Annotated in this window: 10 protein-coding genes; 5 read left to right on the top strand and 5 right to left on the bottom strand. The window is 47.6% G+C overall.

Translation table 11 applies throughout. From position 1 onward, the window contains the following. Positions 1-74: 74 nt before the first annotated feature. The 4 genes from ACO6V5_RS23255 to ACO6V5_RS23240 all read left to right on the top strand — a co-directional run bounded on the left by ACO6V5_RS23255 (position 75) and on the right by ACO6V5_RS23240 (position 12,190). Positions 75-251, top strand: a complete 177-nt coding sequence (locus ACO6V5_RS23255; RefSeq protein WP_422135371.1) for a hypothetical protein — start codon at positions 75-77, stop codon at positions 249-251. Between the two features lie 95 nt (positions 252-346). Beyond that, positions 347-7,699 carry an AAA family ATPase gene (locus ACO6V5_RS23250; RefSeq protein WP_422412528.1) on the top strand — a complete coding sequence of 2,451 codons (7,353 nt, stop codon included), beginning with the start codon at positions 347-349 and terminating at the stop codon, positions 7,697-7,699. A 150-nt stretch (positions 7,700-7,849) separates the two neighbouring features. After that, entirely contained in the window at positions 7,850-9,958 is a 2,109-nt protein-coding gene (locus tag ACO6V5_RS23245) for an F-box protein (protein WP_422412526.1), read from the top strand. Positions 9,959-10,057: 99 nt separating this feature from the next. After that, the gene (locus tag ACO6V5_RS23240; RefSeq protein WP_422135374.1) at positions 10,058-12,190 is read left to right on the top strand and encodes a hypothetical protein; all 2,133 of its coding nucleotides are present in this window, start codon (positions 10,058-10,060) and stop codon (positions 12,188-12,190) included. A gap of 40 nt (positions 12,191-12,230) precedes the next feature. On the opposite strand, the gene ACO6V5_RS23235 is transcribed toward ACO6V5_RS23240, so the two are convergent. From ACO6V5_RS23235 to ACO6V5_RS23215, 5 genes are all read right to left on the bottom strand, one after another. Further along, a complete protein-coding gene (locus ACO6V5_RS23235; protein WP_422135375.1) occupies positions 12,231-12,614 on the bottom strand; it encodes a hypothetical protein in 384 nt (127 codons plus the stop codon). Continuing rightward, complete coding sequence (locus tag ACO6V5_RS23230) at positions 12,611-12,970, bottom strand: hypothetical protein (protein ID WP_422135376.1); 360 nt, start codon at positions 12,968-12,970, stop codon at positions 12,611-12,613. The genes ACO6V5_RS23235 and ACO6V5_RS23230 overlap by 4 nt, the downstream gene beginning before the upstream one ends. Positions 12,971-13,076: 106 nt before the next feature. Further along, entirely contained in the window at positions 13,077-13,304 is a 228-nt protein-coding gene (locus ACO6V5_RS23225; RefSeq protein ID WP_422135377.1) for a hypothetical protein, read from the bottom strand. Beyond that, positions 13,292-13,426, bottom strand: coding sequence for a hypothetical protein (locus ACO6V5_RS23220; protein ID WP_422135378.1), 135 nt, complete (start codon positions 13,424-13,426; stop codon positions 13,292-13,294). The genes ACO6V5_RS23225 and ACO6V5_RS23220 overlap by 13 nt, the downstream gene beginning before the upstream one ends. Before the next feature lie 350 nt (positions 13,427-13,776). Then, positions 13,777-15,513, bottom strand: coding sequence for a hypothetical protein (locus ACO6V5_RS23215; protein WP_422135379.1), 1,737 nt, complete (start codon positions 15,511-15,513; stop codon positions 13,777-13,779). 571 nt (positions 15,514-16,084) lie between these two features. On the opposite strand from ACO6V5_RS23215, the gene ACO6V5_RS23210 reads away from it, so the two are divergent. Then, entirely contained in the window at positions 16,085-18,175 is a 2,091-nt protein-coding gene (locus ACO6V5_RS23210) for a hypothetical protein (RefSeq protein WP_422411020.1), read from the top strand. The last annotated feature ends 169 nt before the right edge of the window (positions 18,176-18,344 follow it).

Below are 18,344 nucleotides of genomic sequence, written 5' to 3'. Positions count from 1 at the left end.
TTCCTCCTGTCTGAAGGCCAAATCATTAAGCAATTTTAATAAAGGCCTGTCAGATAACAGGAGGGAAACTGACTATGGATGGTCGGATTGTTCCAGCTACAAACAAACACGCCCTTGATGATAATCTTTTTCATAATGACTTTGCAGCCAGGTTAGCAAAGCAGGATTTATCATCAGAGGCAAATAATGATGCAGGAATCTGCACTGAAGTAATTTTCTATGGGTGTCTCAATCTTGACCGTCAGTCTTGACCGGCAAAATTCAAATAGAACTTTCATCCATTTTGCAGGTCAAATATTCAAACAATTTCAATGTAGTCCTTCAAATGGCAGTAGGGAGATTGACTGTGGATGGCCAGATTAAAGTAGAAATCAGCAAACCTTTTCCAGACACACACAGTGGCGTGCCAGCCACAGGAGCAAATCTGGCTTCATCGTCAGAGAATTTGGCTATCTGTCCCATTGTCACTCCCGAACTTACTAGATCTTCACCTCCAATTGACTTGCCTGACAAAGAGAGAACCGTATCCACAGTGGATTCCTCGCTCCAAAAGGCCCCTTATTGCTTCGATTTCCGTTTTGTCGCCAATGATGATGAGGTTCGACGGCTTTTAGTTGCCCAAACCTCTAATGAACACAGGGACGTCATTCTTATTGCCCACCCCGATGACCTCTCACAGGCTAACCTGGTGAGCCGGTTTAGTATTGCCGACGATGGTCACTACACTCTGGGGTCTGGCAAGCTCTTTGAAAGTTCAAAGCCACTGACACTGGTGATGGATATCCGCAAACTCACCAGTGATGAACTGCCAAAATTTAACGATCTGCTGGACCCGGATAATCCCTGTCTGTATGACAAAGTCAGCCAGAAGAAACGCCCTCTGGGCGAGCATGTTTCTCTATGGGTCCTGGCAGCCCCTGCCCAGCTGGTATCGTTTGGCAGGATTGACGAGGCACCGGGGGCCGATGCGCCGGGGGCTGATTTCTGGCGGCGAGTTAATCGACCGGAAAATACCTGGCAGTTCGATGCAAAGACTGGCAATGATCCATCGATGAAGATCGACAAAGTTCCTCCGGTATTAACTGAACTCCCCTACTCCGAACGCACGACGGATGACAACAATACTGTTCTTATTGACTGCCACTTGCACAGTCACTGGCGACAGTTGCTGCTGGGCGGCCCCGGAGTGGATCAACAGGGGCGAATCCGGCACCTCCCCGGCAGGCTTGAGTCATTAAGGGCCGGACAAAGAGTGATTCTGAAAGGAGCCAACTGGCAGGATCTGGCCTTTGAACAAACAATTCGACAGATGCTGGCGCAACAATGTTTCGAGAGCAACGGGAAGATCTGTCAGTTACCCGACGATGTTCAGTTTTATCAGATGCCGGTACGGAATGAAGAGCTTCGTTCACGGTTCCAAAGCCTGTCCCGCTCTTGTGACAAAGAAGGCGACAAAGAAGGCAACAAAAAAGCTGACAAAGGACCTGATAAAAAGCACACAGCACCAGGCCCGATCATCATTAACCAGAGTAATATCGCGGAATGGCTGAGCCCGATTGCCATTGTCCCGGAAGGTTATGCAGCTCCTAACACCTGTCTGTTGGAGCAAATTCGGGCGGGTGGTGCAGTTACAGTAACGTCCCCACTCACTGTGGCACTATGGTTTCGTTTACTGGGTTCACTGCAGACGATTCGCGAGACGACAGATTTGCAGCCACAGCTTCAGGTAACTCATTCAAAACAGCAGCCGAAAGCTCTGGGAGTGTCAGAAAAGGATGAGCATCCTCTGCTCAATGTCAGAGATCAGTCTGCCTTCAGTGCAGTCAATTATCAGCAGCACGCCCAGGCCAGTCAGTGGATCAATAGTCATCAGGAAACACCTCTGGTCATTCAGGTCAATGACCAGACCAGCTTTAGCCAGCTGTTTGATAACATCTATATCGCCTCGGAACAACAGGCTCATTTTGGACGACGTCAGAGTGACTTACAGAAGGCATTAAGCGCTGGCAAGCCGGTGGTATTCCGGGGACTCGAAACTAACCCAAAGCTTCAGCAGGTTCTGGAACCCCTGATGCTTGGACAACCTCTGTTGGTCAATGGCCAATTACAGGCCTACCCACAGGCTAATGTCACTCTACTCTGGCCTGAGTCCGGAAACAGCGCCTCTTCAGTATTGCGTTCGATGATTGCCAGGGGAAAATCGTGTCCTGAGGTCAATCTCTGGGATATCAATGCCCTCAAATATGATATCTCCCGCGCTGGACTGCCTGAACAGGCTCTGCACTTGCTTTACGAAGCGTCTGAAACCGTACCTGCCCACCTGTGTAACCCTTTGCCGGAAATGACCAAAGGCCTGTTGAGTAACCTGATACTGGCTGCCCGGCGAGCACAGCAGGTTGACCGCTCCCTGCAACTCCTGCCCCGCCACTGGCGCAAGGCCATCGACAGCGTCATCACCCATGGCACCCGGCAACATCCGTCCGTGCGTGATTTTATGAAAGTGGCTTGCTGGCACTTGTTACCGGATAAGACGCCGGATGAGAATCAAACTGCCTCGGTAGACCCGGATCACTTAAATGACATCATTAACAGTACTCTGCGGCTGAATAGAGCGTTTGTGGAGCAGAACCTGTGGCAACTGGCCAGAGCCTTTGACCCGGCAGTATTTAATGGAGCATTACAACTGTCCTATGAAAGTCCATTTCGACAGGAAAATAATGAAGCTCTGGACAGGCTCTGTGCCATGATCGTTGCCCATGTGCCTGAACACCTTCGAGAGGCAATGGCACATCAGTTGCAAGTCGATCCGGAGGCAGCGGAGCAATATCAACCGTTAGCCATCAGGCCAGCAAGACAGATCAAACGTTTGCAAGATGCACTGACTTCCGGTTGGCAATTGCCTTTGCCATCAGGACAAACCCGATCCGATGCCATTCACGCACTGGCCAGCGATTGTTTTCACATTGCCAGAACAACAAATTCCGAGGCAGCAGGCATTGAACGCATAAAACATCAACTGTCTGAATCACTGAAATGGTCGGGCTCCACCGATAGGTCTCTGTCAGCACTGGCCTGGGATCTTTATAACGGCGAGATGAGTCAGAAGGATCGTGAAAGTCGTCGTTTATCCCGACTCCATGACCGGCTTACGGACTCTCCCGTTATCTTCCTTGAGGGAGAAACCGGCACTGGGAAAAGTTACTTTTCTGCCACAATGGCGAAGGCTTCAGGGCAGGCTTCGGTGTTGTCCCTTGGACCTACTGATAGCGAACAGACCCTGATGAAACGCTGGCAGTGGCAAGAACACGACGATGGCGACCGCTCTATGGCGGAGCAAAACCGGGCGCTGATGGAATGGGCCAATACCGAATCCGACAAAGACGGAGGCTATGTCACACTGGTTCTGGATGAAGCCAACCTCGCCAAAACCGGATTACTGGCGTCATTGAATGGCTTGTGGGAACCGGAACCCTGCATCTATGTGAACGGTCATCCTGTTCCGGTCAGCACAAAACACCGGGTGATTCTCACCGGCAACCCCGATCACTACGCCGGACGCCAAATGGACCCGACCCTGAAAGAGAAATTGCCCAGGGCTTACTACCCACGCCTGGATCAAGCTTTCCTTCGCGACAGAGTGGTGGAACCGGCTCTGGTCAATCAGTTACAGCGACATCTGTCGGAGCCTGAAATAAACGACATTGCACACACTGCCACCAGGAGTGTGATGGCACTCTGGCAATATTATCCGGAACTATTGCCCGAACATGAGTTCACTCCCAGGGATTTAACGGATATCTGCAGTTGGGTGGGCTGGTATCTGGATCGTGCGTTATCCAAAGGAGACAGTGTTAGCTGTGAGCAAGTGAACAGTTTGATCCAACAAAGTTTCCGGGATGTACTGGGTAGCGAAATCAGCGAGACTCATCAGGATGCCCTGTCAGCACTGGAGATCTGGTTTGCTGCCCGCTACCACCCGGACAACACCCTGAGCGACAGAGTTCGTGCACAGAACCTGGAGGATATACAGCAGCCCTTCATACAACTCACCGAACAAACCCGACCTGAGTTTGATACCTCCGGATCGGCAGTCATTGAGCTGGTGCAGCGGCTTGGGCAGGATTTAAGCCGCTGTCAGCAGGCTTATCATCTCGGCAGAAAACACGGCGGCCGTCAGGCGACGCTGGTTGAAGGCCCGGCTGGACGAGGTAAGGATGTCACGCTGAACCTGATGATTGCAAGTGTCAGACAGCAGGCTGAGCAACGGGGAGAATCCATGCCGGAAGTCTTTCTCCTGAATGCCTGTGATTGTTCCTGGGACAAAGTGTGTGAAGCGATCCGGAAGGCAAAAGTCGACGGTGGCATCGTGGTGATTTCGGAAATGAATCTGATCGACAGCCAGCATCTGGAAGGTGAGTTAAACGATATACTGGCCGGTGACAGCCATCCGGGTTTCCATCTGTTCGCCACCATCAACCCGCCTGAGTACAGTGGGCGAAAACCCTTATCACCGGCGCTGAAAGGACGTTTCAGACATTTGCCGATCCGCCAGTATAACCAGACCGAATTGCAGACCATTGCCGAAAAAGTCTTGCCAGAGACCACGGAGGGTAAATTCGCGGCTAAAAAGCTGACTGAGCAACATTGTCGATTGAGGGCCGACCTGCAACGCAAAAACCTGCCGTTACAGCCCACCAGCCTTGATTTACAGAAGGTCGCCAGGGCTGTTATGAAAAGGAGCGACTTTAGCGAAAAAAGACTTCATCAATGCTTCGATCAGCACTACCGACTTTATCTGATGGCCGCCGACCTGTCACTGGAGCAACTGCCTGAGTCATCGACTCTTGCCATGGATGAAGGAGCGCTTGATCCTGTACTGTGCCATTGGTTCTACCAGACAGTAACGCGCATTAATCGCCCGTGGTTGATACGACAGAGTAACCGCAACAGTATGGATGAAAAAAAACATGAAATTTGTATCAACACTCATCTGCATGAAAAGAAAGTCAAAACGGAAATCATCAGGAGGGTGGCTCAGGCAGAATGGCGGGCATCCGGTCTTCCCCTGAAGCCGGACCAGTCGGACGATATTCTCACCCGGGCACTTTACCGACACTGGCAGAAAAGCTGGTTTGATCGTCAGTTTGGTGGCTCGGACGTGGACGCCAACAGTGTATTCCCCCTGACAAAAGAAGAGGAACAAACACTGAAAATGCCAGCTAACCAATCTTATCTTCAGGAGGCTGACCAGCAGATAAACTCGTGGAATTCCAATGCCGTTAAATGGTGGCCTGCGTTCTGGCAGCAGATAAGTGCGCAACCGGACCATCGGGCTGACGATTCTGAAAAATACATCCCACAAGCCTTCGAGAAACAGTCTGAGGTATTGGACTGGAGCACAAACTATGAGAACCAGAAGAAGCCTGTCGTTGAAGACTATAAAGTTTTTAATACGCAGACGCCCTCTTCCCGGATGTATCGCTGGCGGGCAAAGGATATTCATGTAACTCCTGAGGGTGACATCAAACTGATCGAGATCAGTGATAAACACATTCAAAGGGTCGAAGCCCTGATGCCTGCACGATTGCCGGGGCAAGGCCAGGAAGTGAGATTAACCAGCAATCAAACGCTGGCAACCCTGAAGGTGTCACCGGCGAATGGTCAATGTGCATTGCCCAGCCTGACGCCTGAGGATTACATCGTAGCCCTGCGTATCGAGCCCGATTTGGCATTCACCCTGATCAGGGACCGATACACCGGGCTTCACTTATTGACTATTCCAGAGGCAAAAGCCAGGCAGAGTATTCAAGTGACTTATGTCGTAGAACCCGACAAAAAGACATCGGCTAAAGGCGCCCGACCAGAACGATCAATACTTTTTGACCACAGTTGTTCAGAAGGTATGACAACAGTACTGGACAAATTGTTTGAGACCACTGGCGAACAAACATCCGAAGTAAAGGTGCTGTTGGAGACAATAAAAGACGCTAAAAACACGGAGCAACGCATTGAGGCGATAAAAGACTATTGCCGACAGTTTTCCGGTAAGGCTGCACCAGAGCCTGGTAAGAATTTCTTTGAATTTCTCGTAACACAGCGGCAAGGCAGCTGTCGCCATCGTGTGCCTGTTTTTATTGCTTTTTGTCGTTATTTCGGGATTCCATGTCGGCAAATTGATAACCGCATCCATAGATTTGCCGAATACTCCGGGGATGACGGCCAAACCTGGAAGTCCGTGGATTTGGGCGGAGCGCCTGTAGAGCCAACAAAAATCACACCTGCCTTTCAGCCCAACATTAAGTTTCCCAGTTCCAGCAGTACATTAAAGCAGATTAAGAATCTCCTGAAACGGGCTGATTCAGCACAACTGCAAACTCTGGCCAAAGCCTGTGGCATAAACCTTGAGGAACTTAAAAAGGCCCTTGAGACAAACAGCGTATTGCCAGAAACCAATCTAAGTATTTCCGAACTATTAAATAACCTTTGGAAGGAAAAAAATTTAACCGCCTTTTCCATGGGCATCTCAGTGGTTGAGTCACTGGGAACAGAAGTATTGGGCTCTTTCGAGGAGACATTTAAATGGATATCGGGGGCAATCATACAAATATTGTCCAACAGTGATGAAGATAAGGTCACTGAACCACTCAAGATACTCCATTCAAAATTGATTGATCAGGCCGGGGTAACTCATGACCAATGGCTGCTTGCAATAGTATTTGTACTGGAGTGCAGTGACTTGACCAAGCCTTCAGTTCTTCAGTTTGCGCGTAAAGCCATGGCATTGAATTGGCTGTATCCAGTGCCGTTCTCACAAAGCCATTTAGTATTGGTCCATAATTATCATGAGCTATTGGTGCGTCTGGAAGGCATTGATAAACTGAAGGTTGAGGCCGCCCGTTGTCTGAAAAAGTGGTATGAGCATTTTTTGTCCAGGGAAAAAAATAGTCAGGCGTTTCTGCTGGCTCATAAAAGACTTCGGGAGAAAGAAGGCAGTATCTTTTTCATCACTGATTCTCATGATGGTTTTTCGCCATTTCTGGAAGGTAACATTGTCAGCTCATCTATACGGACCGCCTGGACGGATCAACCCGGGGGCATTCCGAATATAGAACGAATGCTGTTGCACCAGCCTGCGTTTGTACAGTTATCCTCAGGCAAGAATAACCATCGTCCGGTGATTATCCTGGGGCAACCTGACTGTTACAGTGCAGAGCTTAATGAAATGACCGATGTCCTGTTTCAACGAAAAGTTAAGAACAGCCCTAAACTGCAGCGGTCGTTGAAAAAAATGAGACCAGAGTCCGTTGAGGTGCAGCCAGAAGACCAAAAGCTTTTGGATGATTTAAAAAACAAATGCATGAGCGCGATTCTGCAAGCCTTCACTTATTACCTGTATCAAGTGACACACTCGAAAGGCGGTTGTTTAAATTTTTGTTGGGGCGATGCCTGCGTCATGGACTCCGATAATCAGGGCTACTACGGCGCTCATGATCCATCTTCACCAGAGATCCTGTTTGACATGATGTGTAATATTAACAGCTCTTTTTTGTTTCAGAAGTCTGTTAAGGATGCCTACTTAATGCGGGCACAAAATACCAATAATGCTCTGATACTCAAATCCCGGGAGATGACAACCATTCTCGAAGAGTTTTTGAGCAGCGTGAATTTAAATTCGATTTATGAGTCATTGGGTAGTTGATAAGCGTTTGACCGTGATGAGTTTTTCAAGATCATTGACTTTCCTATATGGTTACGGGAAAGCATCCAAATGCAACTTTTCTCCTGTCTGAAGGTCAAATCATTAAACAATTTCAAGACAGTCTCACGAATGAGAGCAGAGAGGTTAACTATGGATGGTCTGACTGGCGGGAAGATAAACGAACCCGTTCCTTATTGTGGCGCGACAGCCAACAGAGCAAAGCAAGATGCACCGTCAAACATTGCAGAAGTCTCTGATGTCGTTCCCAAACTCGGTCCATCGTCGACTCCGGTCAGGATACCAGACAAGGCGAGAACCGTATCCGCAACGGATTCAGCAACGGCTATGACTGGCTGCGACCGCCAGTGGGCCAGCTTGCCTCTGGAAGTACTGGAGAAAATCGCCAGTTATTTAGCCATCGAAGATATCAATCATTTCGGGCAAACATCGCCGACAATGGGCGATCGCCTGAGGTCATGCGGTCTGGAAGAGGTTCATCACTTCCTCTCCCTGACCAGACAAAGGCAGACTGAGTGCCGGGCAATCATTCAGTCCAGTCATTTACTCCTTGAGTACCTCAGGACATTGTCCATATTTTCTGTTTGCCATTTCCCCGCGCAACTGGGTCCGGCCTTTTACTCCTTTTATGCCAGCCATTTACGCCAGCAGATTCTTGATGGGGTCACACTGACCCTTATACCCACTGACAGCATAAATGTTCATAGCCTTAAACATCACCTGTGTGATCATATTCCCATCATCATTGAGAACAAGGCGGAGAACTATAGTGATATTCTGGCTCCGGACCCTGATGGCCATTGGCTCAGGGAAGCTGAGATCAAACACGGTAATCTGTTCAGTTATGGTCATCAGCAGGCCGACCATATTTTATCTGTCCCGCAACCCTTTCCGCGAGATATTATGCCAACGGGATCTTTTAGCGACAAAAACAGCGACAAAGTGCATTTTCTGTCAGTTTATGAACGCAAGAAGGATTCGTGGATTGAGCAACAACTGACAACAGGTGAGGTTTTTCCTGAATGTGAGGATAAGCATATCTCCAGCATCTGCCTGTCACCCGATGCCAGGTCACTGGTCTGTATTAACCAGTGGCGGGCTGTAGCTATTCTGGGTCGGGGTGCTGACGGTCAGTGGATCAATAAAGGCAACATTAATACACGTCTTCTTGATCGGCTATTCAGTGCCGACAGCAATCATCTTGTGCTTTACGGTAGTAACTCACGCATCAGGCTGATGAGCAAGGCAGACGACGGATCCTGGTCTGAAACGGGTAACATTACTATTAAAGATCCTGCTGATGATCTGAAAGAAACGCCCAGTGGCGAAAAAGTGAGCAACTTTGGGTGTGATCTTCGCGTGGTATTCAGTCCGGATAACCGTCACTTTGCCGCATGGTTTGAGGATGCCGGCAATGATTCCCGTCACGGTGATATTGAACGGGATTATTTCTTTGTCGTCATTTTTGCCTTTGACCCTCAAGGGCAGTGGCGTGAAAAACAGAGAATCATTGAATACTGTGACCAGCCAACCCGGTATTTCCAGCTTAAACCTGAATTTAGCGCCGATGGTCGGCTTCTGATTATCACCACCGAGGAAAGTATTGATATCTGGGAATTAATTCACGAACAATGGCGGCGATCTAAACGGGAGAAGCCCGAAGACGGCGGTGGTGAAATTCAATTTTCTGTGGACCCTTGTGAATTCATCAGAAGAAGCGGGCGTGAGGTAACGATCTGGCGCAAAGCAGCGTCCGGAATCTGGGGCGTGACACAAACATTTCCGGCTGAGTCCCTGGTGGTAACCGGTCCCAGCGGTGAAACCATTGTTTGTAACGATCCTGCCGGACACACTGATCTCTATCAACGTCAGCCTTTTGCTGAATCTTTCTGTCAGCCATTCGGTGAACCCGCCGCCGTTCAGTGGGTCAATCAACGCATCGGGTTCTCTATCGTAAAAGCAGATTTCAATCAGGAAGGTTGCCTTCTGGCTGTGGTTCCCAAGACGGATACGCGCAGCCTGATTCTGTTCGGGTTGACGGCAGACGGGAACTGGCTGGAAAGGGCCCGTTTGCAAACAGAAGGCAGGATTTACAAATTTTGCTTCAGCCCGTGCAGCCGCTCCATTCAAGTCACCAGTTTGCGCCCTGACAGCTGTGCCAGAAGGCGAGAGTTTTATTCGCTCTGGCAGATCATGCCCGATGAACTGGCTTTCGCAGGGCGGGATGACTTTTCAGACTAGGCTTTGGTGCCAAAGTCTATGGAACTTTTCTCCTTTCTGAAGGTCATACCACCAGACAATTTCAATGCAGTCCTTTAGATGACAGGAGAGAAGTTTACGATGGATGGCCGGATTAATGAGAAAAGCAACACTCCCTTTCCAGACACTGAGCCACCAGCCAACAGAGCAAAGCAAGATGCACCGTCAAACATTGCAGAGGTCTCTGATGCCATTCCCAAACTCAGTCCATCGTCAACTCCAGTCAGGATGCCGGACAAGACGAGAACCGTATCCGCAGCGGATTCAGCAACGGCTATGACTTGTTTCGACCGCCAGTGGGCCAGCTTGCCTCTGGAAGTGCTCGAGAAAATCGCCAGCTATTTAGCCATCGAAGATATCAATCATTTCGGGCAAACATCGCCGACAATGGGCGATCGCCTGAGGTCATGCGGTCTGGAAGAGGTCCATCACTTCCTCTCCCTGACCAGGCAAAGGCAGACTCAGTGCCGGGCAATCATTCAGTCCAGTCATTTGCTCCTTGAGTATCTCAGAACATTGCCTATATTTTCTGATCGCCGCTTCCCTGCACAACTGGGCCCGGCCTTTTACGCCTGTTATGCCAGCCATTTGCGCCAGCAGATTCTTGATGGGGTCGCATTGACTCTTATACCTGGTGGCAGTTTAAATGTTCATAAATATCGTCATCATCTGCGTGATTATATTCCCATTATCATTGAGGAAAAGGCGCAGAACTTCAGTGATATTCTGGCTCCGGACCCTGATGGTCACTGGGTCAGGAAAGCTGAGATCAAACACGAAAAACTGGTCAGTTATGGCGGTCAGCAGGCCGACTATATTTTATTTGTCCCGCAACCCGTTACACCAGCCCCTGAGCGAACGGAACCTCTTAGCCAAAAATACAGTGGCAAAGAGCACTTTCTGTCTGTTTATGAATGCAACAACGATTCCTGGGTTGAGCAACAACTGACATCGGATGAGGTTTTTCCTGAATGTAAGAATAAGCGCATCTCTAAAATGCTACTGTCACCTGATGCCAGGTCACTGGTCTGTACCAAATGGGGGCACACCGTTGCTATTCTCGGTCAGGATGCCGATGGGCGGTGGGTCAATAAAGGCAACATTAATGCACACCGTAATCGTTACCAGCTATTCAGTGCCGACAGCAATCATCTTGTGATTTATAGTGGCTCATACATGACGTTGATGAGTCGGGCAGAGGATGGATCCTGGTCACAAACGGGTGACATTTTTGTTACAGATCCTGCTGATAATCTGAAACAAACGCCCAGTGGCGAAAAATTGAGCAACTTTGAGATTGATTTTGATGTGGTATTCAGTCCGGATAACCGTCATTTTGTCGTATGGTTTGAAGATGCCGATGAAGACTCCGGTGAGTTTGATATTGAGCGGGATTATTTCTTTGTCGTCATTTTTGCCTGTGACCCGCAAGGGCAGTGGCGTGAAAAACAGAGAATCATTGAATTCTGTCATCATCCAACCCGGTATTTCGATCTTAAACCTGAATTTAGCCCCGATGGTCGTCTTCTGATTATCACCACCGAGAACAGTATTGATATCTGGGAATTGACTGACGACAAATGGCAGCGATCTGAACGGGAGAAGCCCCGGTGTGGCGGCGGTAAGATTTATTTTTCTGTGGACCCTTGTGAATTCATCAGAAAAAGCAGGCACGGCGTAGCAATCTGGCGCAAGGCAGCGTCCGGAATCTGGGGCAAGACACAAACATTTCCGGCTGAATCCCTGGTAATAGCCAGTCCCAGCGGTGAAACCATTGTTTGTAACGATCCTGCCGGACATACTGATCTCTATCAACGTCAGCCTTTTGCTGAATCTTTCGGTCAGCCATTCGTTGAACCCGCCGCCGTTGAATGGGTCAATCAACGCATCGGTTTTTCTATCATGAAAGCAGGTTTCAACCAGGAAGGTTGCCTTCTGGCTGTGGTTCCTAAAACAGCTGAGCACAGCCTGATTCTGTTCGGATTGACGGCAGACGGGAGCTGGCTGGAAAGAGCCCGTTTGCCGACAGAAGGCAGGATTAAGAAATTTTGTTTCAGCCCCTGCAGCCGCAATCTCCAGGTCACCAGTTTACGCCCTGCTTCTGGCGGTGTTAGAGCGCAAGAAGTTTTTTCGCTCTGGCAGATCAGACCCAATGCAATGGCTTTCGGCTTCTCTTTAATAGTTACTCCAATCAATGGAAGTGATATTGAATAGAGGCGGGATATTATTAGCTGCTTGTAAAAATAATTCACTTTTAGTAAAAACATCTACCAAAGTTAAGAAGGTATATCTTCTCCCTTTGCAAGTCATCGTGCATATCTAACCTGGAATAAAAAGTATCTTTGAAACCAATACCAGATAACATGATACTCCATTCTGCTTTATGAGCTTTTATATCTGAGTAGTATTTCCTTGCTTCATCTTTATCTAAGGGTGTGCGACTCATTTTAGATTGAAAATGGCAAAATAATCCATTATGTAAAAACTCACCATCTATGCCATCATCAGGCCCAAGAGGGCCAGGTGTGAACCCCAGCCGGTAGGCAAACCTACGACCAATTTCTTGTTTGCCTCTACTATCTAATGAAACGATTGAGTCAGCTAAATTAATTGCTTGAGCCTTGTTGAGAGTAATCATAACAAACTTTGGCTCATTTTGATTAAGCCGAAAACAGTTATAAGTTCATTCATATATTCTGGATGTTTTTCCAATTCAGTTTCTGATTCAGTTGACACATTAAAGTCGATTTCTACTCCTTCCATTGATGATGGAAATTCGGTTTCATCAAAGTCATCTTTGGAACAAGAGTATGCCCCATAGTTGGCAAGAGTATTAAAAAACACATGTTTTGAAAAATGCAAAGCAGCTTGTAATTTTTTTGCCATTTCTATCTGCTGCTCAGTCAATTTTATTTTAATGACGCTCTCATTATTATCAACTAAATCATCTATATCTGAGAGAGCCTCGTCTACAAATTTGCTATTGTTGCTCATTGGTGCGCTCCTATATGCTATTGACAGCTTCCTGCAGGATGTCCTTTATGTACTCAGGATGCCCTTTATGTACTCACAACCGGGATACTCCCAAACGAACTTGCCATTAAGTAAGGGCTTTTTCGAAATTCTCAGGATCATAATTAATTGGACGAGAAACAGTAATTTTCAATCCAGAATGACTTTCATAGCAACTATCTACTGCATCTTGGATTCGACCTTTATCTTCTCCCATAGGAACAATCAAAACTGGGAAAATATAACCAGTATGATTGTTCATTGAAGCTATTAGGGCAAGTGTATCTTTCAGTCTTCCAATAGCTAGTGCAGCCAAGCCTTGATATCCATACAGGCCACTCGTTCCGATACTCTGAGGTCGTCATTCCCGCGAAGGCGGGAATCCAGCGCCAACAGCGGGTCTCTGCTTTCTCGCGGATGAAAAGGCCAGGGGGACACCGGGCAGTATGGTTCTGGTGATGAGTCTGTGTGGATTCCCGCCTTCGCGGGAATGACGGGAGTGAGGCCGGAAATGACGGGAGGGGAACGGGTTTTGCGACACCCTCTGTTGCGTGGGAACGAGGGGTGTATGGATATCAGAGCTTAGCTGCACTAGTGCTTGCTTATCTCGGTCAGGCTCCTGGTGACAACTGGTCAGGGTTCTCGATCAGGCGCTTTTCAGATTTTCACCAGACAGCTGTTGTTTAAACCAGGCCAGCTGGTGTTCAAGGGCGGCGAGCTTCTGGTCCCGTTTCACCAACAGCGCCTGCATCTGCTGAAGCAGTTGCAGGGATAGCGTCCGAACAGATTTATTTTTCCTGACCGTGGCCGTTCATATCCAGCAAATCAATATTCATTTTCATCCACAGCAGAGTAGCAGCCAGGTTCACGTTATGGCAGGCTCCATCATTGACGGTTAACAAACCCCGAGTTTCATCGATCACCTGATTCACCTCCTCTTGGCTTTCTTCAGGGAATTCATCCAGCAACCGTTTTAGATTCCTCTGTCCCTGGGTCAGATGTGCAAACCTCAGAGGAAACTGGCGCAACTGATACAAATTAACCAAATCTTGTTCCAGCCCTGATTCCTTCCAGGTTCGGATCGCCGTAGCAATAAAGAAGTCCAGGTCTTGCGCATTAAAGGCAGGTTTGTCTGCTGCTTTGATAAAGTCCTTAGCCTCCCCATTGACTACCAATCGCCCCAGTTGTTCGGCCCCCTCTAAATACATTATCTGCAAAAAAAACGTCATCATGGTGTCTTCATTAAGGGCTTCTTTGTCCACATAATAACCGTTTTGAGGCAACATAGGGGATTCCAACAATGTTTTCAGATCGTGCAACATAAATGACTCACAACCAAAGTCATTGACTTGACGTCCAGGCAGAAAGAAAAACCGGGAATCAGTAAAGCCGTGATATTTTATCGCCAGTGTCAGCACTAAACCGACAAGGTGCGACATGGGTGAATAAGTTTGTTCTGGGTAGCGCTTAAAAGTCCTTAGACTATCAACAAAAAAAAACCGATAATGCCCTTTGCTATTCCTCCTGATAGAAACAACACTGACGTGACCTGATTTATCCTGAAAAATATAATTTTTTGTTTCTTCTGCTGTCATTAATGGCAGCTGGGTTATAAACAATGCAAGTAGCTGATGAAGACAATGATAGGAGCCAAGGTAAGCATGCATGAGTTTTCTCATATCCAGATTAGCTGCTTCCTCAAGCCTGTAAACAAACTCGTGATCGGTCAGACCTTCGGGTAACTCAATTTGAGGTAACAGAACTTTGGCAAATAATTTGATTATATGTATTGAAAATATCCTAAGCCCTGGATAGTCAAGTAAAACATGTATCATTTCACCTCTTTCCAGCTTTCCAGGAAAGTAAAGTTGAAGTACCCTTAGAATCGCTTTACCACGGTGTTGTTTGTTTTCCAGAGCTCCTTTTTCTGCCAAAATATCGGGGTTTGCCTCATACAATTTTTCCAATTCTGCATTAAAATCATCAATATTTTTTTTCTGATCTACTGTTTTCAATGACTTTTCAGCAGCCTTAAGAATTTCTTTCAGTTTTTCAAGATGCCTGGCATGACTCTTATCATTACCGGAAGCCGATGCTGACGCTGCACCAGAGCCTGATGAACCCGAAGAGCCAGAAATGCCCTGCTCTTTCGTACTTTGTTTTTTACTTTGTTGCTCTTGCTGCGGCGGCGGAGATTTACCGTCGGTTTTAGATTGCTCCTTGTTTTCGTCGCCATAACGGTTTAATTCGAATGAATAGCCAGTAAACACCGTTCCTTTATCTGGCTGTAACCCTTCCCCTTCAGAAAAAGGCGAAGTGATTATTGAATCTTTTTTTCCCTTCTTTAACAGAGACAGCAGAACAATCCCAGACTTAGGTAAACGAATAGGGTCAGATAAAAAAGAGGAAAGAATTTCATCGACACCATTGCCAGAGACCAATAATGAAGCATAAGGAACTTCAGCCTGACTAATAACTGACAAAAAAACGCCGACAGCAACAAAGGCGCAGCAGATATTCTTCATTACAAATAACTAAGCTCCAAGAGATAAAAGCACCATTCTAGATAAAAAAGCTCAGAATTGCCTGACCCCAGGAGCCTGATAATTTTCGGACAGGCACTAGTATAGGCATAAAAAAAACAATCTCTTCCGTTTTAATGGACACTCAAATCCAACTATCCAGCAGTGATTCATGCGTCTGTGATAACAGAACCCCTGGTATCTGACAGCAGTCCGATATGAAGTTGTTAAAGAAAATTACTCCCCTGCTTATCAAATACAAAGGTTCTTATTACATCCTATGAATTTTCAATGCTCTCAATCTACACGGCATTCATGTGAAGAGAAAGCTGCCCCAGAATTTGATGTTTAAACCCGTACAGCCACACTCTCCAGGTCACCAGTTTACGCCCTGCCGCTGGCGGTGTTCAGTAATGTTCTGGTACTGAAATCCGATGAGTTGACAACCATTACCGATTTCTTCCACTGGTTGCGGGTAACCATCCAAATAGAACTTTTCTCCTTTCTGAAGGTCATAAGTACCTAACCAGACAATTTCAATGCAGTCCTTTAGATGACAGGAGAGAAGTTCACGATGGATGGTCGGATTAATGAGAAAAGAAACACTCCCTTTCCAGGTAGTGAGCCACCAGCCAACAGAGCAAATCAGGATGTAGCGTCAAACATTACAGAGGTCTCTGATGTCATTCCCAAACTCAGTCCATGGCCAACTCCGGCCAGGATGCCTGACAAGACGAGAACCGTATCCGCAACGGTTTCAGCAACGGCTACGACTTGCTCCGATAGCCGACTGGTTAGCTTGCCCGTGGAAGTGTTCAACAGAATCGCCAGCTATTTATCCATCAACGATATCAATCATTTTGGGCAAACATCGCCAACAATGGGCCATCGTCTGAGGTCATGCGGCCTGGATGAGGTCCATTACTTTCTCTCCCTGACCAGGCAAAGGCAGTCTTCGTGCCGGGCAATCATTCAGTCCAGTCATTTGCTCCTTGAGTATCTCAGAACATTGCCCATATTTTCTGATCGCCACTTCCCTGCGCAACTGGGCCCGGCCTATTACTCCTGTTATGCCAGCCATTTGCGCCAGCAGATTCTTGATGGGGCCGCATTGACCTTTATACCCATTGGCAGCCTGGATGTTCATTATCACCATCATCTGCGTGATCATATTCCCATTATCATTGAGAGAAAGTCGGAGAACTACAGTGATATTCTGGCTCCGGATCCTGACGGTCAATGGGTCAGGGAAGCTGAAATCAAACACAATGACCGTGTCAGTTATGGTCATCAATGGGCCGACCATATTTTATTTGTCCTGCATCGCGTTCCCCGAGGTCTTATGCGAAGGGGACCCCTTAGCCACCAATACACCGGCAAAGAGCATTTACTGTCTGTTTTTGAACGCAAGAAAGATTCGTGGGTTGAGCAACAACTGACGACGGGTGATGTTTTTCCTCAAGATGAGAACAAGTACATGAATGAGATGCACTTGTCACCTGATGCCAGTTCACTGGTCTGTATTCACAATGGGGAAGCCGGTGCTATTCTCGGTCGGGGGGCTGATGGGCAGTGGGTCAATAGAGGCAAGATTAACACAGGCCGAAATCATCATTTGCTGTTCAGTGCCGACAACAATCATCTTCTGCTTTATGACGGATCATACATTACTTTGATGAGTCGGGCAGAGGATAAATCCTGGTCACAAACGGGCGACATTGTTGTTACAGATCCTGCTGATGATCTGAAAAAAACGCCCAGTGGCGAAACAGTGAGCGACTTTGACTTTGATCTCGATGTGAAATTCAGCCCGGATAACCGCCATTTTGTTACATGGTTTGAGGATGCCGGCGATGATAGCAATCTTGGTGCAATTGAACGGGACTATTTCTTTGTCGTCATTTTTGCCTGTGATCCGCAAGGGCAGTGGCATGAAAAAAAGAGAATCATTGAATACTGTGACTGGCCAATGCGGTATTTCTTTATCAAACCTGAATTTAGCCAGGATGGTCGGCTTCTGATTATCACCTCCGAAAAAAGTTTTAATATCTGGGAATTGGATACTGACGACAAATGGCAACTCTCTTATCGGGAGGAGTCCCAGGGTGGCGGTGGTGATTTTTATTTTTCTGTGGACCCTTGTGAATTCATCAGAAGAAGCGGGCGCAGTGTAACGATCTGGCGCAAGGCAGCGTCGGGAATCTGGGGCGAGACACAAACCTTTCCGGCTGAGGCCCTGGTAGTAGCCAGTCCCAGCGGTGAAACTATTGTTTGTAACGATCCTTCTGGCCACACTGATCTCTATCAACGCAAGCCTTTTGCTGAATCTTTCGGTCAGCCATTCAGTGAACCCGCCGACGTTGAGTGGGTCAATCAACGCATCGGGTTTTCCATCGTAAAAGCAGATTTCAATCAGGAAGGTTGCCTTCTGGCTTTAGTTCCCAGTACGTGTACACAAAGCCTGATTCTGTTCGGGTTGACGGCAGACGGGAGCTGGGTGGAAAGGACCCGTTTGCAAACAGAAGGCAGGATTGAAAAATTTTGCTTCAGCCCGTGCAGCCGCACCCTTCAAGTCACCAGTTTGCGCCCTACTCATGACCATGTCAGAGAGCAAGAGGTTTTTTCGCTCTGGAAGATCATGCACTCCCGTCATTCGCGAGAATGACGACCTCCTTCGCGGGAATGGAAACATTAACTGAGCACCTGATTCAGTGCAGCCGAACAACAGCCTGAACACCCCTGAAGAGAGGTGACAGTTAAAATGGAACTTTCATCCCATTTTAAGATCTAAGTTATTAAACGCCTTAAATGCAGTCCTTCAAAGGACATCGGGA

This window comes from Endozoicomonas sp. ALD068, from assembly GCF_049310145.1.
Lineage (GTDB): Bacteria > Pseudomonadota > Gammaproteobacteria > Pseudomonadales > Endozoicomonadaceae > Endozoicomonas_A.
The sequence above is the reverse complement of the archived record's forward strand: the minus strand, read 5'-3'. Positions and strand labels throughout refer to the sequence as shown.